The organism is Candidatus Eisenbacteria bacterium, assembly GCA_026388185.1.
Classification (GTDB): domain Bacteria; phylum Eisenbacteria; class RBG-16-71-46; order JAFGJU01; family JAFGJU01; genus JAPLKG01.
The window spans coordinates 18,024-41,705 of sequence record JAPLKG010000018.1 but is presented as its reverse complement, the minus strand read 5'-3'; the positions used below and the strand labels follow the sequence as shown (position 1 = coordinate 41,705).

The following is a 23,682-nucleotide window of genomic DNA, read 5'->3' as shown; positions in this document are numbered from 1 at the left end:
AAAATTGCGACCATATACGGGATGAGTCCGCACCTGCTTCCCGTATCGATCGGGATTCCGTGCGGTTGTGTCGTTCCTGAAAAGAGGAGAATTCTGACGATGACCGACACTTCGCGTCTGATTGATCTTGCGAACAAGTTTTCAGCTCACAACTATCATCCGCTGCCTGTCGTGATATCGAGGGCCGAGGGAGTCTGGGTATGGGACACGGACGGTAAGAAGTACCTCGACATGCTGAGTTCTTATTCCGCCCTAAACCAAGGGCATCGGCACCCAAGAATAGTCGGGGCGCTGGTTGACCAGGCCGGGAAGCTTACGCTGACTTCCCGCGCCTTTCACAACGATCTGTTCGGGCTCTTCTGTGAACTGGTCTGCAGAATCTCCGGTCAGGAGAAAGTACTCCTAATGAACACCGGCGCTGAGGCAGTCGAGACCGCCATCAAGGCGGCGAGGAAGTGGGGCTACAAAGTGAAGCGGGTTCCTGAGGAGAAAGCCGAGATCGTCGTTTGTGAGAATAATTTTCACGGAAGGACGACCACGGTCATAGGCTTCTCCTCCGAAGCCCAGTATCGAGATGGGTTCGGTCCGTTCACTCCAGGTTTCAAGTTGATTCCGTATGACGATCCGGAGGCCTTGGAGAAAGCGATTACCCCCAACACCGTCGGTTTTCTGGTCGAGCCCATCCAGGGAGAAGCGGGGATAATCGTTCCGAGAGAAGGCTATCTTGCCAGGATGCGGGAGATTTGCCGCAAGCACAACGTGCTCCTCATGCTCGACGAGATTCAGACCGGCCTCGGTAGGACGGGCAGGCTTTTCTGTCACGAATACGAAAACGTCAAACCCGACATCTTGATAGTGGGCAAGGCATTGGGTGGCGGATGCTATCCTGTCTCGGCCATCCTGGCGTCGGACAGAATAATGGGGGTGTTCACTCCGGGAGACCACGGGAGCACTTTCGGAGGAAACCCTCTGGCCTGTGCGGTGGGAGTCGCCTCCATCAATGTGATTCTGAACGAGAGGCTTTCCGAGAACGCGGCTGAACTGGGTGCGTACTTCAAGGACAGGCTCGCGGCGATGAAGTCACGCCACGTGAAAGAGATCAGGGGCAGGGGGCTCCTGATAGGGGTGTACGTGCAGGAGTCCAGCGGGTCGGCGCGGCGTTTCTGCGAGGCTCTCATGCAGGAGGGCATCCTTGCAAAGGAGACTCACGGGCAGGTGATCAGGTTTGCCCCGCCACTCGTAATCACTAGAGACGAGCTCGACTGGGCACTCGAGAAGATAGAGAAAATCCTCGTGACGTCAGGCTAGTCCGCGTCGCGGTTCTGTTGTCGCAGAAATCACAACTCTTCGATCAGCTTGATGAACCGTTTGTACGGTATGGCGGTCCAGCTCTCTGCCTGTGACGCCCCTGCACTCGGTCCGCCCCACGCCGCACCACACCATAATTCACGACAAATGCCTTGTGCAAGAAAGTTTTTCTGATAGATTGACTGAACATGATTGAGTTTCAATTTTGGCAATACGCTACCTTTGGGCTTCTGGTCGGATGCTACGGCACCATAGTCGGCCTGGGTGGGGGGTTTCTTGTCGTGCCGGCTCTTGTGCTCGCAGCGAGATTCTCGCCACAGCAGGCCGCTGCCACCTCTCTCGTCGTGGTTTTCGCAAATGCGGCTTCGGGCAACATTTCCTATTACAGGCAGAAACGAATTGACGTAGCCACGGGCTGGCGTTTTGGGCTTGCCAGCGTCCCTGGTTCTCTGGTCGGGGTTGAGATCTCGCGAGTCTTGACTAACGACCCTTTCAAAATTGTCTTCGGCCTCATCCTCGTCGCTTCGTCCGTATTTCTGATGATAAGACCCGATCGCACTTCCGGACCTTCCCGTTCGGATGATTCTCACAGAACAGGTAGGACGCGACGTCGACTGGTCGATTCGTCCGGCAAGGTGCACGAATATGCCTTCAGCATGAAGACCGGTTTGTTGCTGAGTTTCTTCGCGGGCATCGTGTCCGCCCTGTTTGGCGTGGGTGGGGGAATCGTATACGTGCCAGTCCTTGTCTACCTCTTCGGCTTTCCGGCACACGTGGCCACGGCCACTTCCTTTTTTGTGCTACTGATCTCGTCGCTGGCAGGAGTGGCTTTCCACGGATTTTATCAGCACACCGTCTACTCCGCGGGTGTTTTCATTGGCGTGGGTGCGATTGTCGGCGCGCAAGTGGGCGCGGCTTTGTCGCGGAGGCTCAAGAGCGCGCTCATCATAAGGCTTTTCGCGGCGGCGCTGCTGGTTGTGGGAATCGGGCTCGCAGTCGGGTAGGCGCACCTACCCGATCTTATCGACTGGCATCATGGCATTCTGTACACAAGCGAGTTTATGTTCATACCTGCTCCGACGGCCGCAAAGACGACGTTGTCTCCCCTTGCCAATCCATGGTCTTCAATCCTTCCCTTGAGCAGTAGATCGAGCAACGTGGGCATGGTGGCCACAGAGCTGTTTCCAAGCCAGGATATTGTCATGGGCATAATATGATGCGCGACCCTCTCCTCTCCATACAATCTGAACAGACGCTTCAAGATCGCTTCATCCATCTTCGCATTCGCCTGGTGTAACAGAACCTTACTTACGTTGCTCAACGATAACCCTGCTTTGTCGAGGCTCTCCTTCACGACTCCGGGCACCGTTCCCAGAGCGTACTCGTACAGCTTGTGACCATGCATCTTCAAGAACAACTCGTTACCTCCACCGTCGCGCTTGTTTGACCCGCCCATGTAAAGCAGATACGCGTGATGGGTATCGGATCTCGCAGCATGAGAGAGTATTCCAACGGGTTCGCTACTCTGCGTTGCCTCCAGGATTGTTGCTCCCGCTCCGTCAGCGTATATCATGCTATCTATGTCGTGAGGGTCCGAGACCCTCGAAAGAATCTCCGCTCCTATCACGAGAATTCTCTTTGCATCACCGGACTTCAGATAATAATCGGACTGAATCATCCCCTGGAGCCAGCCGGGGCAGCCAAAAGGCAGATCGTAAGCCACCGTCTTGGGGTTTCGGATTTCCAGTTTCTGCTTCACACGTGCGGCAAGACTTGGGACGAGATCGGTTCTTCTGTTGTTCGCCCTCACATCCCCGAAATTGTGAGCCAGAATAATGTAGTCCAGGGTTTCCTTGTCGATTCCTGATGATCCGAGGGCGTCCACCGCTGCATACAGAGCAATGTCGGAAGTGACCAGGTCGTCCGTAGCGTACCTTCGCTCGGTGATACCGGTGATCTGTTCAAACTTTCTTACAATCTCCTCGTTGGGTCGGTCGAGCAATATCCCTTGCGAGTCACAAAATTGATGCTGCAGAAAATCGTTGTTGAGCACCCTTCTTGGAGGGATGTAACTGCCAGTTCCAACCACGACGGAATAATTGCTGCTAGCCATGTCCATCTCCACTCGAGTCTGAGCGATTTCGCGATTTCTCCATGTCTGATGGAGCTATGCTATACGAAGAACGAGGACACATCAATCTGATTTCTCTGTACGGTGGCACGACGAGACCTACGCGCTTTGAACGAATTCTGCTTTGCTTGATTGTTACTGCATACGGCCTTGTGCACCTTATGGTTAGCTAAGCCGGGCCTGAAAACGAATCGGGGGAAATCTCTTGATCTCCCCCTCATCGATTATCACACGAAAATGGCTAGCCTACTGGTGCTGGCTAGGAATTATCTCCAATCGACTCTAGTATCGCGAATAGCCTCTCGACTCCCTAGGCTTCGGCGGCTTCGCCTCGTCAACCTTCAGATTGCGGCCCTTGAACTCGGTGGAATCCAGAGCTTCCTTCGCCTTCTCGGCGTCGGCGACGCTGGACATCTCGACGAATCCAAATCCCTTGCCTTCGATGACGTTGACTTGCTTCACTGTACCGTAAGTGGCAAACAGCTGTTCAAGTTCACTATTGGTTACGGTGTAACCGAGATTCCCTACATAAAGTTTGCTACCTTGCATTCTAGTCTCCTGTTCTTGAGTGTCTCTTCAGTTCAATAATGTATGTCTCGGAGGGAGAAGCAAAATAGCAATTTGAACCGATCAAATGGCAACATTACTACTCTCCAGAGAATTGCATTCAGAACTGTGTTCAGAAACGTGTTTCAGATGAATCGATCGATTTTCCTTGCCACCTCCAATAGTTACTAGCCATTTCGTGTGAAAAAATCTCTTGAGACGCACGTAGTCTTTGGGTCCGGAAAAGCTCTCGCGGCTGCGAGCAACCCCTGACTACAGTTATCGGAACGATACTACCCCGGCCTAACATAATTGTCAACCATCATTTTTTCCCACGTACCGGGGACATGGGAACGCCCTAATTCCTGTGTCCCGGGACCGCGCCGCGAACAAGCGGCAGTTTCCTCCCGCAAATCGCGTTGTACCCTTCTGCCGAATCGGTTAGACTTAGTCTTTCGATTACGTCCTTTTGAGAAGGGTGGTAGCGCGTTGTCATACTATTCCACAAGATCCGTCCTCTTTGGCGGTCGAACCGCCTCGGTGACCACGAAGCTGGTGATCATCAACGTTGTGGTGTTTGTCCTTCAGATTCTCTTCCTCAATCGCTTTCTCGGCTATCTCGGTCTTGTGCCGTCGCTCGCGGTAGGAAAATTCTGGCTTTGGCAGTTTGTGACCTACATGTTCCTTCACGGCGGCTTTTTCCACCTGTTTTTCAACATGCTTGTCCTCTGGATGTTCGGCCGCGAGATAGAGAACTACTGGGGCTCTTCCGAGTTCTTGAAGTACTATTTCGTGACGGGGATCGGCGCAGGAATCACAAACTGTGTTTTCATGTTTCCTTCGTCCGTGCCGACGATCGGCGCGTCGGGTGCGATATTCGGACTTCTCCTCGCGTACGGCATGACGTACCCGGACAGGTACATATATCTGTACTTTCTGTTTCCCATAAAGGCGAAGTACCTTGTTCTGATACTCGGAGCGATCGAACTGTTGGCCGTCGCGACTCCCGGGGCCGACGGAATCGCGAGATTCGCTCATCTGGGGGGGTTGTTGTTCGGCTACGTCTATCTCAAGAAGGAAACGTTCGGACACGGAATCCGCCGCGTGTTGGCGAGGAGCACCCGGCAAAGGAAGTTGAAGGTACTGAAGTTTCGCGACGAAGAGGAGGCAAAGGAAAGAGAGAGAGTTGACGCCATACTTGACAAGATAAGCAGGGACGGAATCGACAGTCTCACTAACGAAGAAAGAGATTTTCTAAGAAGAGCGGGACGGAGAAGACGAGAGCCTTGATTATCCAGAGGTCGTGTGATAGAAACTGTGTGAATACGCGGAGGCTGTTTGAACAGTGAGATAGAGCCGTCGAGTAGACTATCCGGCCATCCCAGGAGGAAACCAAATGGCTGCAAAGAAACGTGCGCGCAGTGTGAATAAGGGCAGGACCACGAGAGCCAAGAAAGCTGTGAGAGGCAAGAAGACCGACAAGAAGAAGACGAAGAAAGGCAAGGTCACAAGGAAAACGATGACGAAGCCGGCTCGTCCCGTAAAAGTCGCGAAGAACATTGTGAGACAGTACGCACTTCCGGTCGAAGACATGCCAACCAAGTGGTACAACATCTTGGCCGACCTGCCGGGTGACTTTCCGCCACCAAAGGATCCTGAAAGCGGCGAATCAAGACTCCGCGCGCTTCCGGAGATGCTTCTCGCAGAGTGCTTGAAGCAGGAGATGTCCACGGAGCGCTGGATAGACATCCCGCACGAACTCCTTTCTTTGTATGCGCAGGCTGGCAGGCCGAGACAGCTCTTCAGGGCGCTTTCCCTCGAGAAGCACCTCGGCACGCCTGCTCGTCTCTACTACAAAGCCGAGTTCTACAGCCCGACGGGGAGTCACAAGGTCAACACCGCACTGGCACAGGCTTTCTATGCGAGAGAGGCAGGCTACGAGCGGTTGACCACCGAGACGGGCGCCGGCCAGTGGGGAACAGCGCTGGCGTACGCGGCGAGCCTCGCGGGTCTGCGGTGCACCGTCTATTGGGTCAGAGCAGTCTACAACTGGAAGAGTGCCAGGAAGAGCCTCATACATCTCCTGGGCGCGGAAGTCTACGCTTCTCCAAGCGACAAGACCGATTTCGGTAGGAAGCTTTTCGGACAAGATGCCAACCACCCGGGATCCCTTGGGATAGCCATATCGGAGGGGCTCGAGGACGCCAGGCGAGACAAGAAGGCCATATACTGCCTGGGCTCGGTGCTGAATCACGTTCTGCTTCATCAGACCGTGATCGGCCTCGAGACGCAGAAGCAGTTCGCGATGGCCAACGATTATCCCGACATCGTCATATCCTGTCTCGGTGGGGGGAGCAATTTCGGAGGATTTGCGCTTCCGTTTGCCGGAGACGTTCTCACAAAAGGAAAGAAGATCCGCTTCATCGCGGCCCAGAGCAAGGCAGCGCCCAACCTTCAAGGCGAGTACAGGTACGACTTTGCAGATCACGCCGAGATGACGCCGCTTCTAAAAATGTATACTCTCGGGCACCAGGTCCGGATGCAACCCATAAGGGGCGACGGGCTTCGCTATCATGGTTGCTCGCCGATAATCAGCTATCTTCGAAACAAAGGCTACATAGACACGGTTGCGTATCCTGCCGACGAGCAACACGTTTTTGAGAGGGCGAGGACCTTCGTCAGGAACGAGGGCTTCTTGCCCGCTCCCGAGTCCGCCTACAGCATCGCGTGCGCCATTGATGAGGCCCTCGAGTGCAAGAAGACCGGGGAGGAAAAGGTCATAGCCTTCAACATCAGCGGGCACGGCTTTATGGACATGGAAGGCTACTCCGCGGTTCTCGGCCTGTGATGTGTCGCCAAATCGAACAATAACGTCTCGATGCGTGATGAACAGTCTGCATCGTGAGAGGCATGCGTGAAGAGGGATTTGCTGGAGAGGCTCAGGAGCGGCACCGTAGTCATCGCGGACGGCGCGATGGGGACGTTGCTCTACGCTCGGGGAGTGCCCAGGGGGCATTGCTACGACGAGTTGAATCTGTCGAGTCCAGCCATGATAAAGGCGATCCATCGGGAGTATGCCGACGCAGGCGCTGAGCTTATCGAGACAAACACGTTCGGCGCAAACAGGTTTGTTCTCTCAAAGTACTACGACCTGGGGGCGAGGGCGTTCGAGATAAACTTGGCTGGTGCTCGAATCGCTCGAGAAGCATGCCCGCAGTGCTTTGTCGCCGGCTCCGTCGGGCCGGTCTCGCGCCCCCTCGACACGGCCGAGGCTCTGTCCAGAGAAGAGCTCGCGGCAATCTACGGAGAGCAAATCAGCGCCCTGGTCGAAGGAGGCGTGGACGTCGTTGTTCTCGAGACGATGTCTGACCTGGAAGAAGCGAAGATTGCACTTGAGCAGGCATTGAAGATCGGCAAAGTCCCCGTCGTCGTCCAGATGTCGTTTGTGGAAGAGGACAGAACGATAACCGGCACCTCGGTCGCGCAGGCCGTAGTCGAACTGGCGGACGCGGGAGCTCCCGTTGTAGGTGTAAATTGCGGCCAGGGGCCCCAGGCGACGATTGAAGTCGTCCGGAGGATGGCCGGCAGGAGAGACGTCTTCATTTCTGCGATGCCCAACGCCGGTCTCGCAAGATACACTCGCGGAAAGTTTGCTTACCCGCACAACCCCGACTATTTTGCCGGTTGCGCCGAGGAACTGCTCAATCTCGGTGTGGGAATCGTCGGTGGCTGCTGCGGCACAACCCCGGAACACATAGCGGCGCTCTCGTCGCGCATTGCGGGGAAAAAGATAACTGCGCACAGGCGGGAAGGGGTCAAGCTGGAAAAGGCCGCTCGGACTGCCTCGCCGCCTTCTATCACGACGCCGCTCAAGGAGCTGGTCTCACACAAGTTCACAATCGTTGTCGAACTGTCTCCGCCAAAGGGCACGGAGCTTTCCGGCGACATTTCTTCCGCGAAGGCGCTCAAGCAGGCCGGAGTGGATGCCGTCTCGATTTCAGAAAGTCCGATGGCAAGGGTACGGATGAGTCCCGTGGCATTGGGGTACAGGATCAAGTCGGAGCTCGGGATGGACGTGATTCTCCACTTCACTTGTAGAGACAGGAACATCCTCGGCCTTCAGGCAGATCTTCTCAGCGTGTATGCCCTCGGCCTTGTCAATATACTCGCGCTCACGGGTGACCCCCCGAGTGTCGGCGATTACCCCTTCGCCACCGGCGTGTACGAAGTGAACTCGCGCGGGCTTGTCGAAATCATCAACAAACTGAACGGCGGCGTCGACTACCTCGGCAACAAGCTCTCTTCCTCTACCGGCTTCTGGATAGGGGTCGCGGCAAGCCCTTGGAGCGAAGACGTCGAGGGGGAGCTCAAGAGACTGAGAGAGAAGATCAGATCCGGCGCGAATTTCGTTGTGACTCAGCCGGTCTATGACGTGGACAAGTTTCGCCGCTTTCTCAAGAAGGCCGACCTTGGAACAGTTCCGGTCTTCGCGGGGCTTCTTCCCCTCGTCAGTTCAAGACAGGCGGAGTTTCTCCATTACGAGGTGCCCGGAATCACAATCCCTGAGTCAATGAGACTGAGCATGAAGAGCGCGGGGGAAGGGGAATCGAGGAGTGTTGGGATTTCCATCGCGGCTCGACTCCTGGAGGAACTCTCCGAGGTTGCCTCGGGCGTCTGCATAATGGCGCCGCTCAGAAGATATGATGTTGTGGGCGAAGTGATCGATAGGGCCAAACTCTCGAGGACGAAGGCGCAATGAGTGACGGCGCGGAACGTACGCGAGACCAAACGATGTGGGTAACCCGATGAAACCATTCTTAGAAACCCTGAAGAGCGAGATTGTTGTTTGCGACGGTGCCGTAGGCAGTTTCCTCATGGCGCAGGGCCTTTCGCGCGGCACCCCCTCCGAGGAGTGGAATCTCTCGCATCCGGAAAAAGTGGAAGAGATGCATCGACTCTACCGTAAGGCCGGCGCGAGAATCCTCACGACGAATTCCTTCAACGCTAATCGGGCGAGACTCGCTCAATGGAAGCTGGATCTGCAGAGAGTGAACCGGAAAGCTGTGGAGCTTGCTCTCAAGGCCTCCGAGGGAAAGGCGTGGATCTTCGGTTCCATCGGTCCTCTCGGAGAATTCATCGCGCCTCTCGGGAAGCTGAGCTTCGAGGAGGCACAAGAGATATACAGAGAGCAAGTGGTCTGCCTTGTCGAGGCAGGTGTCCACGGGCTCGTTCTCGAAACCTTCTCGGACGTCAAGGAATTGAAAGCACTACTCACCGTCGTGCGCGAAGTATGTGATTTACCCGTCATTGCGCAGATGTCCTTCGGCTCCGACGGGAGGACGGTTGCGGGAACCTCCCCCGAGGCGGCCGCCGTTTGCATCTCCGCCCTGCGTGCAGACGCGATAGGCGCCAATTGCGGCACGGGGCCCGAAGACATGGTGCCGGTGATCGAAAAACTTGCGCCGTTCACGTCTCTTCCACTCGTTGCTCAACCCAACGCCGGACTGCCCGAACTCAAGGACGGGCGGGCCATCTACTCTGCCCCTCCTCAGCGCATGGCTGAATGCGCGGTCAGGCTGGTCGAAGCCGGGGCGTCCGTAGTCGGTAGCTGTTGTGGTTCTACTCCGGACCACACACGGGCGATCTCCGACGCCGTCTCCGGCATGAAACCTCGGACTAGAAGTGTCGAGAAGGGCGTCAAGGTTTGCTCGAGGACGAACTGGGTCATCGCGGGTCCATCCAGACCGTTTGTGATGATCGGAGAGCGCATCAACCCGAGCCGGAGACCGGAACTCTCGAGCGAGCTTAAGCAGGGCGTCACGAGACTCCTTCGCGACGAGGCGGTGCACCAGGCAGACGGAGGTGCCCAGTGCCTTGACGTCAATGTGTCGATCGCGCAGACCGATGAAGTTGTGCTCATGGCAAAGGTCGCCGAAGCTCTCGAAAAGACGACGGAACTTCCCGTCTTTGTGGACAGCTCGAACCCGGAGGCCATCGAAGAAGCCTTGAAGAGGCTTCCCGGTCGATGCGTCATCAATTCCGTTCCGAAAGACGAGAGGAAGCTGGACGTCCTTCTTCGCATGGCCGGACGCTACGGTTGTGCGATTGTGGCGCTGGCCGTGGGGGAGAAGGGTGTGGCCGAGGACTGCCGGAGCAAAATCGAGATTTTGGAACTCATACTGCGGGAGGCCGAGAAGCACGGCCTCACAGAAGAGGACATATTTTTCGACCCCGCAGTTGTGACTCTCGCGACGGGAGGGAAAGACATCCGAGAGACTCTCGATGCCGTGAGGATTATCCACGAGAGAGGCTGGACCAGCGTGCTTGGCGTGAGCAATGTCTCACACGGCATGCCTGAGAGGAGTCTCCTCAATGCGTCTTTTCTTGCGATGGCCATGGAGGCAGGCCTTGATGCCGCGTTCCTGAATCCGCTGGATGAGAACATTCGAGAAACGATCCTGGCTTCATCGGCCCTCGTGCGTGACGACAAATTGGGAAGAAGATATGCCACGAGTCTTGCTCGTCGCACGGAGAGTGTGAGTTCGGGCGGGTCGCTCGGTCTCTCGCAGGTGAGAATGCAGGGTCATAGGCGAGCGCGCAGACAGGACGATCGAGCCGTCGGCGGAGGCGAGGGGGATCTCGTGGGGGATGTGCTCGGGACCGGCCGTGAAGATGGCAGCTTGAGAGAGAAGAGGACCGCCGAGGAAGCTCTCAAGCGGAGTCTTCTGGAAGGCGAGAAAGAGGAGGCGATAGACGCCGCAGAGCGCATCCTCGCCGGAGGCAGGAGCGTGACCGAGCTTATCGAGGATGTTCTCGTCCCCGCGATGCGAGAGATCGGGGAGAGATTCGAGAAAGGTGAGCTCTTCCTTCCCCACGTCGTTCTCGCGGGCGAAGCGGCGCAAGGCATATTCGCCTTTCTGAGTTCTCGTCAGGAGGTTTCGCGGAGGTTTCGCGGAAAGATAGTGATCGCGACGGTGGAGGGGGACGTCCACGACATCGGGAAGAATCTTGTCTCGATGATGCTGGCAACACGCGGATACGAGGTCGTCGACCTCGGAAAGAGCGTGCCCTGTGAAGAAGTTGTGGCCAAGACTCAGGAGCTGAAGGCCGACATCGTGGCGATGAGCGCACTTCTCACCACAACCATGCCCAGGATGGGAGAAGTTGCCCAGCTTCTCGTCCAGAGGGGAATCAAGGCAAACGCACTCGTCGGCGGAGCACCCGTCAACGAGGCCTTTGCAAGATCAATAGGCGCACGCTACGCTCCGAACGCAGTCGAGGCCGTTAGAAAGGCCGACGAGCTTATGGGTTTGTGAGCTCGTGAGTTTGTGCGGGAGTGCACGCAACCCTTCGTTCTTGCGCGCTTTGCCACTTGGCCCAATTCGCAAAGGTGAACACAAATGAGAGAACGAGTTCCCACCATTGCAACGATAGCCCTCGTTGGCCTAGGACTCTTCCTGATGCTCAACGGTGTGATGACTCCGGAAATGTACAGGGCCGTTGGGCCCTCAAAGCCCGTCAACTATGTCTTCGTTCCCGATTACGACGAACCCAGTGGCCAGAAGCACTACGTGGAAGGGAGTTTCTGGAGTACGCGTGGGGGTTCCGTCGACGTGACCGTGTTCTACAGGAGGTCGGGCAAGGGCTACGTCGCAGGAAAACTTCAGCAGATCACGGGGAGCAACAAGTTCTCATTTCCCCTGCCGTCTCTGGAAAGGGGAGAGAGATCCTTCTACTTTCTTAGAGTCGAAGATTCGCAGGGCAACAAGGTGGACATCAAGCCCAGGCCCTCTTCCTTGGACAGAGTCTTTGCCCACGGCAGAGAAAAGCTATTCTACGTAACGTACGAAGGCAGGCCTTTTCGACCACTCTTGCTTCTCCACGTCGGCCTCATAATCGGTGCGATGATTCTCATGATTCATGGCCTGCGCTTTTCTCTATCGTACATATTCTCGGGTCGCGGGCTCTCGTCGGCTTACCGGAGCTTTTTCGCCGGCTGGCTCCTCTTCACGATCACGGTGCTTCCGCTGGGAATTTCTATTGCCAAGACCACGTTTGGAGTCGGCTGGACCGGCTTTCCGATAGGGACCGACATCACTGATAACAAGTCCCTTGTCATTGTTCTCTACTGGTTGATTCTTCTGTCGATCGGCTGGAAACCGCAGAGAGGGGAGTACGCCCCGCGCACAGGCAAAGTCTCAGGAAGCGTCTTTGTGGGTCTCAGCTTGATCGGAATCTTCCTGACAATCGTGGCTCACGCCATTCCTCACAGCCTGTTTGTTCAGTAGGTCGACTCTAGCACTCACGGAGGGCTCGGTGTGGGGAGTCGCTCGCGGGTGAGCGAACCCTGCCGGCTCTCTATTTTGCTCCTCTCTTCCCGAGTCGAGCCTTGAACGTAATCCTCGCACCGTCCCTTACGACGATCACTTCCACTTCGTCTCCAGGTTTCTCTTCCTTGAGCGCGAAGCTGAGGTCGTATAGACCTGTGATCGTTTTTCCGGCGAACTGCACGATAACGTCACCCGCTTTGAGTCCCGCTTCTTCAGCAGGGCTTCCTTCGCTCACTCCGGAAATCTTTGCGCCCTTGTCGGGCTCTCCTCCGAAATCCGGCACGATCCCGAAGTAGGCTCCGCGGCCGGCCCCGTAGCCCTCTCCACCGGGAGGGCCTGCAGTATCGGCAGCCGCTCGCGTGAAAGGCACCGGCGTTTCGGAAAAAACAATCTCTGAGAGCACGTGTGCCGACAGTCTGACGACGGAAGCGATGCCGTCGACGTTTATCTTGCCCCAATCGTCGGTGACTTTGTGATAGTCCTCGTGAGCCCCGGTGAAGAAGAAAAGGACGGGCACATTGTGAGCGTAAAATGTGAAGTGGTCGCTTCCACCGAACCCGCTTTCCGTGCTTGCGATCTGTAGATTCAGCTTTTCGTTGGCCCTCGCGAGAAGTCCCTTGAGGATGGGGGAGCTTCCAGTGCCGGCCGCGTAGAGTTTGTGGTCTCTCATCCTTCCGACCATATCGAGATTGAGCATCAGCGCCGTCTTGTCTAGAGGCACAACGGGGTTGCTTGCGTAGAACGTCGAACCCAGGACGCCGATCTCCTCTCCGACGAATCCCACGAAGACTATTCCTCGCTTGAGAGAGTCCCTCTTGGCTGAAAATATCCTGGCGAGCTCAAGCATCGCCGCGACCCCGGAAGCGTTGTCGTCGGCACCATTGTGGACGCCTTTCGTTCCCGAGAGAGAAAACTGACTTGATGTTCCCAGGTGATCATAGTGCGCACCGACGACCACGTATTCGGTCGGGTTGCCGCGAGATGGCTCGATGACGCCGACAACATTGGCCACCTTCTTCTTTTCCTTCACGAGATCTACACGCAGAGAGACGTCCGCCGAAGGTACTTGAATGGTGACGGGCACAAGCAGGCTGTCGATCCTGCGTTGGAGATCTTCCAAGTTGAAATCTCCCGCGCGCAGTATTGCCTCGGCGACTCTCTCTTTGACCTGGATCGCCGGGATTCCGCAGTCTCCGAGTCCCTCGAGTGATTGAAGAGGTAACAGTTCGTCCTCTTCGTCCGGATGATTCAGCGGGTCTGCCGTGATGATTATTGCGGACGCACCGTGCTCTCTGGCGTTTGTAGCCTTGTAGCGGAGATCAGAGTAATGGGTGAGCTCTTTTCCGGCAAAAACGCTCTTCTCGTCCTGTTCCTGCGGCTCGTGTCTCATCACAAGGACGATTTTCCCCTGCGGGCTTTCCTTCGAGTAGTCGTCGTAGCCATAGTGTTCCGAGCTTATACCGTATCCGGCAAGAGTCACGGGGCCGGACGCGATTCCCACGCTCGAAAAGCTGAAGGGAATGAAGTCTCTGTCGGCGACATAAGTGCTCTCTCCTTGAGGAAAGGCCACCTTGAGCGAGTTGTCTTTTCCCATGTGCACGCCGACGGTGGCGTCAAAGAATTGGAAATAGCTCTTCGGGCCACCCGCGGGCCTAAGCCCCGTCTTCTTGAACTCGTCCGCTATGAAACTTGCCGCCAGCTCTCCTCCCCTCTGCCCCGTCCCTCTGCCCTCCAGTTTGTCGCTCGCGAGAGACTTGATGTCCGACAGGATCTCCGAAGTATCCGGCCGCGAATGAGACTGTTTTCGCGATACGCGCTCGCTTCTTGCGGTCGGGGTATCGCAACCATAGGCTTGTGCCAGCCAGAAAATCGAAGACATGACAACCAGCGCGAAACTGAACGCAGCCAATTTGTGAGCGAAAAAACGGTCCCTGTGCGCTGCTGCTCTCAGTCGGTTTTTCATGTTTTCCCTCCCAACGGATCTGTGCCGGATGAATTCGAATTTCCAGCGATTGTACATTATTTGCAGACATTATGCATTGTTTGACAGCTCGCGTTGGGTGCAATAGAATCGCCGTTTGGGTCGCGACCGCGCTTGGAACAAGAGAAGTTACGGAGAGAAAGAACGTGCAGAAAGATGATGGGCAACCAGAAGGATCAAGAGGGTCTCCCGCGACGTTGTCGACCCGGTCCGAGGATCTGATCCCCTACGTGCCCGCCTCAAGTAGCGTTCCCGAATTCACGTTGAGGGCGATGGTTCTCGGCACGATCCTCGGCATCGTGTTCGGGGCGGCGAATTCCTTTCTCGGACTCAAGACCGGTCTCACGGTGAGCGCTTCCATTCCGGCGGCAGTGATGTCGATGGCGATACTGCGCGGGATCTTCAAGAGGGGGACGATACTCGAAAACAACATAGTCCAGACTTTGGGTTCGACGGGTGAGTCTCTTGCAGCAGGGGTGATATTCACGATCCCTGCTCTGGTTTTCTTGGGAATGGAGCTCTCGAACCTCGACATCTTCCTGATGGGCGTGATGGGAAGCCTGCTCGGCATCCTCCTCATGATTCCTCTCAGGCAGTACCTGATGGTGAGAGAACACAAGACCCTTCCTTTTCCAGAAGGAACGGCGTGCGCAAACGTTCTCATCGTCGGAGAAGAGGGTGGCGTGAAAGCGCGGCACGTGTTCTACGGGATTGTCGTTGGTGGAGCTTACAGGTTGGCAATGGCTGGACTGAAGCTCTGGCGAGACACACCCGGCTGGAGCTCCGCCAGGCTTCACAAAGCTGCGATATCGTTCGAGCTCTCTCCTATACTTCTCGCCGTCGGATATCTGATCGGCCCAAGGATAGCCGCCACCATGCTGTCGGGCGGCCTCCTCGGCTGGCTGGTCCTCATTCCTCTGTTTGACCTCGTCGGTGGCAAGTCCGGCTCCATCCTCTATCCCGGTACGATTCCGATCGGGCTCATGAGTTCGGACGACATCTGGAACAACTACGTCAGGTACATCGGCGCGGGTGGAGTTGCGATAGGGGGTCTGATAAGTCTGGTGACGGCAATTCCGACCGTGGTTTCGTCGGCGCGTCACAGTCTGTCCGGTCTTTCCGAGACCGGTCTCAAAGGGAGGGCTCTCAGAACCGAACAGGACATGCCCCTGCCCATCGTGGCGGTGCTGTCCGTGATTACCGTCGCCCTCATCTTCTTTCTGCCCCAATTCGGCATAGGCGGAGTGGGAACGATCATCGCAGTGGTCATGTCTTTCTTCTTCGTGACGGTTTCCGCACGGATGGTCGGGCTCATAGGCTCGACCTCCCAGCCGGTTTCGGGGATGACCATTACCGCGCTACTCTTCACAAGTCTGGTGTTCGTCGCCATGGGCAGGACCGGTGCATCGGGGATGGCGGCCGCGGTGACGGTCGGTGCGATTGTCTGCATAGCCATATGTCTTTCCGGTGATATGGCGCAGGACCTCAAGACGGGGGCTCTGGTCGGCGCAACTCCGAAGAAACAGCAGTGGGCGGAGATAATCGGAATGCTGCCCACGGCCATCTGCACGGGCTGGGTTCTTGCACTCTTGCACAAGGCCTACGGGTTGGGTTCGAAGGAGCTGTCCGCTCCTCAGGCTCGGCTCATGGCAGATCTCGTGCGGGGCGTCATGGGGGGACAGTTGCCCTGGGGGCTCTTGACGATGGGAGCGGCGATAGGTGTGGTGGTGGAGCTCTTGGGGGTGCCTGCCCTGCCGTTTGCGATAGGCCTGTATCTGCCTATTTCGACGTCCTCGCCCATCATCTTTGGAGGCATCATCGCCCTGGCAGTCTCCAGGTTTAGCAAGGGAGAGCTTCTCAAGCTCCGGCAAGAGACGGGGATGCTCTACAGCTCGGGTTTGATTGCAGGTGACGCGCTGATGGGAATCGTGATCGCGGCCCTGACAGTGATTCCTGTGACACTTGCAAGCGGAGAGACAATCCCTCTCATCTCAAGGCTTGCGCTCAGGAGGCCCGAGTCAGGCGGGGTAGGGGAGGACGTCCTTTCGGTCGTCATCTTTGCTCTCCTGTGCGTTCTCCTGTCAGTGACGATATTCAGGACGCGAGAGAAGACTCACGGATCACGCAGGTAAGATCGCGGACGGCTCCTTTCCGCGGCGCAAGTGCGACCTCGTCCCCACTTCGTGTTGACGGCCCTCAGTCCGTCGCGGCCCGCCAGATTTTGATTATTGACAAATTTGTGCTTAGTAATAAGATTGCCGCCGGGGTACAAAACTGTGTCAAACTCGAGCTCAGAGGCCGGGGTTTGAAAGGGTAGCCCCGCAGGGACGAGCTGCGGCAAAGGAACGCAGGCGAGGCTTCAGTTCGACCTCCATCGTCGCCGTTTCTGAAGGTTACCCTTCCCCGGCTCCGTTTATTGTGAGACAATCTGCCCTCGTCGCCCGAGAACTCCCGTTTTCCCGGAGGATCACTTTGAAGAAGTTCCTTTTGCTCCTGGAAGAACTCAGGGCTCCTTTCTTTACGGCCTCGATGGTGCCCGTGATCCTTGGCGCTGCGGTGGCCTGGTCGTACACGGGTCATTTCGAGCTCTTTCCCTTCTTGCTCACGCTCGTTGCCGGCGTCTGTCTTCACGCCGGCACTAATGTGGCGAACGACTACTTCGATCACAAAAGTGGCAATGACGAAATAAACGTGGACTTCGTAAGACCGTTTACTGGAGGAAGTCGTCTCATTCAGAAGGGACTTCTGAATCCGAGAACGGTTCTCACGGAAGCCATCGTCCTTTTTGCCATCGGCGGCCTGATTGGGCTCTACCTTACCGTGACGAGGGGACCCGCCATTCTGGTCCTCGGCATGATCGGTGCCTTCTGCGGTTTCTTCTACACCGCGCCCCCCGTTAACCTGGCGGCGCGCGGGATCGGGGAGCTTGTGGTTGGGATCAATTTTGGAATTCTCATGACTCTTGGCTCCTATTACGTTCAGGTGCGCCAGTTCTCTCAGGGCGCCTTCTTGGCCTCTTTGCCGGTCGCGATACTCATCGCGGACGTCCTTTACATAAACGAATTTCCCGACCTTGCCGCAGATAGGGCGGTGGGGAAAAATCACGTGGTCGCGAGGCTCGGAAAAGAAAAGGCGGTCTGGGGTTATCTCACACTGACACTCGCTGCTTATCTTTCCATCTTGATTCCGGTGATCGCACACGCCGTCCCTGCTTACTGCCTGCTGGGTCTTGTCACTCTTCCTCTGGCCATGAGAGCCATGAATGTGGCCATCCTCAACTATTCCGACTCCAAGAAGTTGGCCCCGGCCAACGCCGCCACGATTCTGATCCACGCGTTCACCGGAATATTGGTTGCAGTCGGCTTCATACTTGCTAGAATCGTATAGTCGCATTGTGAATTTGTCTTTGCCGGCAAGGTAATCATGGAGGTGAGCCAGATGAGAACCTCAGGAATTTCTGTTGAGCAGCGTCCGGCTGCACAGTTCCCGACAAGTACGTTCGGAACCGCGAGTGCTCCGCGTGCATCACGGTTCCTGCTCTCCGTCGTGTCGCCGCTTCTCTTTGCGTTGGTGTTTCTCGTCGTTCTTCCCGGCATGAGCGCGGGTGATATTGACTGGTCCCTCGGCGACAAGGTGGCCAGGAAGCCTTCGCGGGTGGAGCTCTCTCCGCTCGAAAGGGGAAGCGTGAATGATCTCTGGGTGGCAATCATTTCCGGCCACTATCACGTTGGTGGCGACTTCGTCAATTCCCTGTACGATAGAGGATACAGTTTTGACGAGATCGTCCCGATGTTGGAGATGGCCAAGGCCTCAAAGAAGGATCCTTCTGAAATCGTGATTCTGAGGAGAAAGGGATTGGACTGGAACGGGATTGCCCGGAAGCTCGGGGTTCGTCCTGCCGCAATGGAAAAAGCAAAGGGCAAGGACCTGCTTTTCAAGAGATACGTGCTCGCACAATGTCTGGCCGATTACTACGGGATCCGCGACAGCGAAGGTCTGGCACTGCTTAACGAAAAGGGTTACGGTTTTGGCGAGATAGCGATCGGGGTCAATGTCTGCGCTAATTCGGGCGCTCCGCTTCGGGACGTGATTGCGACTCGTGCGACAGGCGCGAGATGGAGGATCGTGGCCGAGAAGGTCAAGATGCCTCCGGGCAAATTGGGAAAGCCTCCGGCTGGTTATTCGGGCGAAAAGGCCAAAGACAAAGGCTCAGGCAAGGCGCCAGAGAGTACAGGCAAGAAGAAAGACCGAACCGCGGATTGCTCGAAGACGTGCCCGAAGAAGTGCTACTAGAGTGAATGTGACGCCGGGGGCAAGTGTTATTGAAGGTGTCGCCGGGAACACTACGCCTCAAGCCGGCGTTTCGAGAAGAGAGAGATACCGATCAGGAATAGCACAAACGTGAGCGCTACCTGCCAGGCCACGTGCCAGAGCACCTCGTGCGCACTCTTGCCGAATGTCAGTACGCCCACGAGTGCCTTCGTTCCGTGAGTCCACGGCGAGAGCTCCATGATTCCGAAGGGCTTCCCGAACACATTTTTCGCGATCACGACGTCGCCAATCGGGAAGAAGGCTCCGCTCAAGAAGCTCAGCGGCACGGCTATCAACGTTGACACCGCAGACGCCTGTTTTTCGTTTTTTGCGACGCTGGCGATGATGAGAGCCAGAGAGATTGACGAAAGGCTCGTGAGCACCACGATTCCAATTGCGCTCAGAATGTTTCCCCTGCCGTGATATCCGAGCAGTCTTCCCGCCCCGAAGAGAAGAAACAGCTGGACAATTGCAAGTATCGCCCAGGGCATCATGTTGCCCAGGAAGTAGTCGAACGCGCTCATTCTTGTGAGCCGCAGTCTTTCGAGGTGACCGTGCGCTGCATCCGAGGAGAAATTGACTGCCATCAGCGACACCAGCATCAACAGCGCGAACACTATCACGCCGGGAACCTGATAGTCGAAAAACGTCCTGCCTTCGACGGCTATGTTGGAGCTCTTGAGCGAGACGAGCTCCCGCGGAGGAGTGATCTCGATCGGAGAGAAGTCCATCGCTCTTTCCAGGCTTGTTTGGGAAATTTTCTTCAGGAATTCGTCGACCACGCCGTTTACAACCACGGAGGCCATCGAAAAACTCAATCTCGAAGGATCGCCCGCGAGTATGAGAGCCACCGGCGGCGCCTTTCTCGAGGGAAGGGACACCGAGCTCAGGGACACGCCCCCCTTCTTTTGTTTCTCTGCAATTTTTCTCGAGATGCCGTCTATCATTTCCTGGATGTCCGACGCGGTGGGTTTCTGTCTGAAAAGTCCCGAGTCGGCGCTTGATAGCTTGTCCACGGCGCCGGAGAACATCTTCTCCATCACGTTTTCCATTGCCGTTGCCATTGCGGCTTTGGAAAAGCCCAGAGGAATGATGAGCACGGCATCCAAATCGCCCGACGAGACTTTCTTCACCGCAGTCTCCTCCGTCAGAGTGTCGGCGACGTTGAAGACGGCGTTTTCCGTGCTTCTCTTGGAGCTCGGGGTCCGTTCCCGAGCGCGGAGCGAATCGGCGTCGAGGAGAGGTGCCAGCGTCGAGTCGGAGCGAATCCAGTTGGAAGAAGGGGAATAAGACAGGGATTCCAGAACATCAAGCAGTATGGCGCCGAGACGCAGAGTGTCGAGGCCGGCTCCGAAATTCGCGGTGACTCCTTCGTCTCTGTTTATGACGGCGATGTCGAATCTTTGATTCCCGAGGGGGCCGCTCCTTCCAAAGGCCATGGCAAACACGAAAAGGAAAAAGGCAGGGAAGATTATCGCAAAGAAGGGTGTGAAGAAGTCCCTCTTCATCCTCTTTACGATTGTCAGTGCAATTGACAGGGCTCTCATGTGTCTCTCAGCGATCTGCCCGTGAGCTTCAAGAATACGTCCTCAAGCGTGTTGGGCCTAATTCTGGTGCTTTTCAGAGCCACTCCATGCGATGAGAAGATCTCGATCATTCTTGGAAACTTCTCCATTACATTGAGAACCCGTATGGTGAGGGTGTTCTCGTACACGGTCACTTCAGTTGCACCGGTGGACTGTTTTATGGATGCTACGAGCGTTTCCGAGGGACGGCTCTCCATTTCGATATCGAGAGCGTCCCCTTCGCCGATGTTCTTCTTGAGATTCTCCGGCGTGTCGAGGATGAGCATCTTGCCGTGATCCAGGATTCCCACGCGATCACTTAGTCGGTCGGCTTCTTCCATGGAGTGAGTCGTGAGGATTATCGTTTTCTGCTTGTCCTTGGACAGTTCGGCAATGCGTTCCCAGAGGAGCGCCCTTGATTGCGGGTCAAGACCTGCGGATGGCTCATCAAGAAGCACCACGTCGGGGTCGTGGACGAGAGCCAGGGCAAGGTTGAGTCTTCGCTTGAGTCCTCCCGAGAGCTTCTTTGCCTGTTCATTTCGCTTTTCTTCCAGGCCGAGGTCCTTTATCAGACGATCCGTGTTGCTTCGGACGGTTCGTGAGTGCCCGTCGTACATCTTTCCCAGAAAGCTGAGGTGCTCGGACACGGTCAACTCCGGCCACAGCACGGTTTCCTGAGGGCAAACCCCCAGTCTGGCCTTTATCTTCTGTCTGCCAGTTGTGATCTGTTCGCCGTGGATGAAGACCTGTCCAGAGGTTGGCTTAAGGAGTCCGAGAATCATCCTTATTGTGGTAGTCTTCCCCGCACCGTTCGGTCCCAAAAGACCAAAAATCTCTCCGCCCTTTATCCAGATGTTGAGAGAATCTACGGCGAGGGTCCACTTGTCGTAGCCCTTTGAAAGATTCCTTGTTACTACTGAAAAGTCCATAATGATGGCGAGATTGATTGGCCGGCAGTCAGATGCTTTCCGTCAACGGATAAGAGCGCCGTATCATCAAGTCGCCTATTTCATCATCCTTCCGTCTTTCATTATCACTTTCCCGTCGAGAGAAAGTGTGGGTTTGCGCAGGATAGCATCTAGGTGCAGGGGGACGGAGACCTTGCCGCCCATGGAGCGATTGTCACCGATGGCAATATGTACGGTGCCGATCGCTTTCTCGTCTTCGAGTACGTTCCCGACGATGTGAGCCTTGACGTTGGTGCCTATTCCGAGTTCGGCGATGTTGCAGCCGAGCTTTCCTACCTTGTTCACGAGCCGGCGAATCGTGTCGGCGTCCTTGCCACCCTCGAACTTGACGGCGTAGCCGTTTTTTACGTGTATCGTGAGAGGTTTTCTCAAGAGTCCCACACCCGCCATCGAGCCGTCCGCGACTATCTTGCCGTTGGCCGTACCTTCCATCGGAGCTATGTACGCCTCTCCCGCGGGGAGATTTGTGAAGTCTCCGCCTGTGTGAGCTATTCCCGTGTCCGCCTCACCGTCCCTACCCTTGAGCGACATTGTAATGTCAGTACCCGCTGGTGTTACAACGCGCGCCTGGGACGCGGCGGAGAGCAATTTTGCGAGCCTCTCGGTCGGGCCTTTGACCTTGTTCTTGTAGTCGACCGCGAGGGTTCTTCTCATAGAATCGACTGTTATTCCGGGAAGCGTGGCTATGCGCACTCCTTTGTCGCAGGCGGCGCGTCTCGCATTTGTGTGGGAGAGGGACTTGTTGGTCGGAGCCATCACGACGTCCACGCCGGCCATGAGCTTCGCTATGGCGTCCGGCGGCTCGCTCCCGTGCATTTCTCTCTCGATCATCTCGACCAATATGGACTCGATGCCGAGTCGTCTACCGGCTTCCCAGAATACGTAGCCGATTTCTCTCAGGGGTTCGTCCATTATTACGAGAAGCACTTCCTTCTTGGAAATTCCCATGCAGTCTACGAGGGCAGTTCTTGCCGCTCTCAGGAGTCTCGCGTCCATTGTTCCTCTCCGTAGGATGTCCGTGTGCGTCACAAAGAGTGTTCCAATCGGTCGAGCAGAACGTCCACTCAAGCCGTCCGTGCTTCGCCGTTCTTCTTTCCGTTTCGCCGCAGTATATCGGCATCGCCGTGAATTGTCAATCGGGGTTGTCGACACGGGCCGCGAACGTCGATGCGGGCTCTCAAAAACTCCTTCTAAAAGCCCCGTCTTCCCTGTATAATTCCTTGGTTTTGGCTCGGGTAATTCGAGCCAGCGTGTTTCTACCAAGGCTCTCAGAACAGCAACTAACAGTGAGCGTTGGGCGCGTCTACCGTCGGCCCAGAACCCGTTTTTCATCTCCCTCAGGAGGTAACTCATGCCGGACAAGAGAATCGTGACCAAAGCCATTCGTGCGCTGGAGGAAGTCGGAGCATCGGCCAGGGTTTTCGTCAGCATGCCGATCGTGAAAGGAATCACCCCCAGGGTGTTCGTGGACTCTTCTGCCTCAGAGACGGCGCAGACACGGGAACCCTTCACTCGCCTTCACGGTATATTCGCTTTGGACGAAGCCGGTCTTTCTTTCCTCGACCACGCCGCCCTCTATGGCGATGCATGTTTCGAAGGGATTCTCATCAGGAATGGAATGGTTTTTCTCTATCGAGAACACATGGACAGGTTCTGGAATTCAGCGGCGGGCCTCAGAATCGAGATTCCCTACTCTAAGGAGGAGATGAGCTGGCAGGTCATGAGGACCATACAGGCCGTCGGCCTCAAGAAGAACGAAAGTGGATACATAAGACTTATCGTGACGCGAGGCATAGGAGACCTGGGACTCAACCCAAAGAAATGTGTCGGCGCCACCGTGTATGCCGTCGTCTCGACGATAAGCCTCTATCCGAAGGAGGCCTACGATATCGGCATTGAGGTAGGAGTCTCCAAGAAGATCAGAAGGCCGGGCGCAACGATCCTCGATCCGACCATCAAGAGCAATAACTATCTTAACAACGTGCTCGGGCTCATAGAGGGGACGAGGAACCTCGAGCTGTTGGAATCTCTGATGTTGACCGCGGACGGGAGCATCGCGGAGGCCACCGTGGACAACGTCTTTTCTGTGATCAAGGAAAGCGGCTATCGCACGAACCCGTCCAGGGTGAGGGTTCTCACGCCGGTGGCAGAATACTGCCTCCAGGGTATCACGAGGGCCTGCATCATGAACTTCGCGAGGAAGTTCGGCTACAAGGTGGAAGAGGCCGCCGATCTGATGCCCATTGATCTGTTGGGGGCCAACAGAGAGTGCTTCATGACGGGAACCGGCGCGGGGATAATGCCGATCGTAAAAGTGTGCGGCAACTCCGTCGGAGACGGCAGGCCCGGTTACATCACAAAGAAGCTTCTTGCGGAGATTCGTAAGGCGATGGCGAATCCTGCGTTTGGACTCTCCATCTCTGCGGACCGCGGGCAGGTCTATCGATACATACGAAGCAATAAGTGTCCCGTAAGGATCTGACGAACCGAGCGATACAATTCATGCGAGCCGCGACGTATGGAGACCCGGAACGTGAGGCCG

17 protein-coding genes are annotated in these 23,682 nt (G+C 56.1%); 11 read left to right on the top strand and 6 right to left on the bottom strand.

Going from position 1 to position 23,682, the window contains the following annotated elements; translation table 11 throughout:
• The first annotated feature begins 90 nt into the window (after positions 1-90).
• Both rocD and NTX17_10460 read left to right on the top strand, forming a co-directional pair.
• Positions 91-1,308 carry an ornithine--oxo-acid transaminase gene (rocD, locus tag NTX17_10465; protein ID MCX5801791.1) on the top strand — a complete coding sequence of 406 codons (1,218 nt, stop codon included), beginning with the start codon at positions 91-93 and terminating at the stop codon, positions 1,306-1,308.
• Between the two features lie 188 nt (positions 1,309-1,496).
• Positions 1,497-2,312: a sulfite exporter TauE/SafE family protein gene (locus NTX17_10460; GenBank protein MCX5801790.1), complete on the top strand. Its 816-nt coding sequence runs from the start codon at positions 1,497-1,499 to the stop codon at positions 2,310-2,312.
• Between the two features lie 29 nt (positions 2,313-2,341).
• On the opposite strand, the gene NTX17_10455 is transcribed toward NTX17_10460, so the two are convergent.
• Together NTX17_10455 and NTX17_10450 are read right to left on the bottom strand one after the other, a co-directional pair.
• Complete coding sequence (locus NTX17_10455) at positions 2,342-3,421, bottom strand: ketoacyl-ACP synthase III (GenBank protein ID MCX5801789.1); 1,080 nt, start codon at positions 3,419-3,421, stop codon at positions 2,342-2,344.
• A 300-nt stretch (positions 3,422-3,721) separates the two neighbouring features.
• Positions 3,722-3,988, bottom strand: coding sequence for an RNA-binding protein (locus tag NTX17_10450; GenBank protein MCX5801788.1), 267 nt, complete (start codon positions 3,986-3,988; stop codon positions 3,722-3,724).
• Between the two features lie 486 nt (positions 3,989-4,474).
• Between NTX17_10450 and NTX17_10445 the strand changes: the two genes are divergently transcribed.
• The 5 genes from NTX17_10445 (at position 4,475) to NTX17_10425 (ending at position 12,273) form a co-directional block, all read left to right on the top strand.
• Complete coding sequence (locus NTX17_10445; protein MCX5801787.1) at positions 4,475-5,275, top strand: rhomboid family intramembrane serine protease; 801 nt, start codon at positions 4,475-4,477, stop codon at positions 5,273-5,275.
• 106 nt (positions 5,276-5,381) lie between these two features.
• Entirely contained in the window at positions 5,382-6,833 is a 1,452-nt protein-coding gene (locus NTX17_10440; GenBank protein MCX5801786.1) for a TrpB-like pyridoxal phosphate-dependent enzyme, read from the top strand.
• Positions 6,834-6,899: 66 nt separating this feature from the next.
• Positions 6,900-8,744, top strand: a complete 1,845-nt coding sequence (locus NTX17_10435; protein MCX5801785.1) for a bifunctional homocysteine S-methyltransferase/methylenetetrahydrofolate reductase — start codon at positions 6,900-6,902, stop codon at positions 8,742-8,744.
• A 46-nt stretch (positions 8,745-8,790) separates the two neighbouring features.
• A complete protein-coding gene (locus NTX17_10430) occupies positions 8,791-11,301 on the top strand; it encodes a homocysteine S-methyltransferase family protein (protein ID MCX5801784.1) in 2,511 nt (836 codons plus the stop codon).
• Between the two features lie 84 nt (positions 11,302-11,385).
• The gene (locus NTX17_10425) at positions 11,386-12,273 is read left to right on the top strand and encodes a hypothetical protein (protein MCX5801783.1); all 888 of its coding nucleotides are present in this window, start codon (positions 11,386-11,388) and stop codon (positions 12,271-12,273) included.
• 70 nt (positions 12,274-12,343) lie between these two features.
• Here the strand turns inward: NTX17_10425 and NTX17_10420 are convergent, their stop codons facing one another.
• Complete coding sequence (locus NTX17_10420; GenBank protein MCX5801782.1) at positions 12,344-14,278, bottom strand: M20/M25/M40 family metallo-hydrolase; 1,935 nt, start codon at positions 14,276-14,278, stop codon at positions 12,344-12,346.
• A gap of 164 nt (positions 14,279-14,442) precedes the next feature.
• Here NTX17_10420 and NTX17_10415 point away from each other — a divergent pair, with 164 nt between their 5' ends.
• The 3 genes from NTX17_10415 to NTX17_10405 all read left to right on the top strand — a co-directional run bounded on the left by NTX17_10415 (position 14,443) and on the right by NTX17_10405 (position 18,589).
• Positions 14,443-16,428: an oligopeptide transporter, OPT family gene (locus tag NTX17_10415; protein MCX5801781.1), complete on the top strand. Its 1,986-nt coding sequence runs from the start codon at positions 14,443-14,445 to the stop codon at positions 16,426-16,428.
• Between the two features lie 340 nt (positions 16,429-16,768).
• Positions 16,769-17,683: a 1,4-dihydroxy-2-naphthoate octaprenyltransferase gene (gene menA / locus NTX17_10410; protein ID MCX5801780.1), complete on the top strand. Its 915-nt coding sequence runs from the start codon at positions 16,769-16,771 to the stop codon at positions 17,681-17,683.
• Between the two features lie 51 nt (positions 17,684-17,734).
• Complete coding sequence (locus NTX17_10405) at positions 17,735-18,589, top strand: hypothetical protein (GenBank protein MCX5801779.1); 855 nt, start codon at positions 17,735-17,737, stop codon at positions 18,587-18,589.
• 50 nt (positions 18,590-18,639) lie between these two features.
• On the opposite strand, the gene NTX17_10400 is transcribed toward NTX17_10405, so the two are convergent.
• From NTX17_10400 to NTX17_10390, 3 genes are all read right to left on the bottom strand, one after another.
• Positions 18,640-20,154, bottom strand: a complete 1,515-nt coding sequence (locus NTX17_10400; protein MCX5801778.1) for an ABC transporter permease — start codon at positions 20,152-20,154, stop codon at positions 18,640-18,642.
• Positions 20,151-21,101 (bottom strand): ABC transporter ATP-binding protein, encoded by a 951-nt coding sequence (locus tag NTX17_10395; protein ID MCX5801777.1) that lies wholly within the window; start codon positions 21,099-21,101, stop codon positions 20,151-20,153. Before NTX17_10395 ends, NTX17_10400 begins: the two co-directional genes overlap by 4 nt.
• A gap of 75 nt (positions 21,102-21,176) precedes the next feature.
• Positions 21,177-22,136 carry an aminopeptidase gene (locus tag NTX17_10390; protein MCX5801776.1) on the bottom strand — a complete coding sequence of 320 codons (960 nt, stop codon included), beginning with the start codon at positions 22,134-22,136 and terminating at the stop codon, positions 21,177-21,179.
• Positions 22,137-22,491: 355 nt separating this feature from the next.
• Here NTX17_10390 and NTX17_10385 point away from each other — a divergent pair, with 355 nt between their 5' ends.
• Positions 22,492-23,622, top strand: coding sequence for an aminotransferase class IV (locus NTX17_10385; GenBank protein ID MCX5801775.1), 1,131 nt, complete (start codon positions 22,492-22,494; stop codon positions 23,620-23,622).
• The last annotated feature ends 60 nt before the right edge of the window (positions 23,623-23,682 follow it).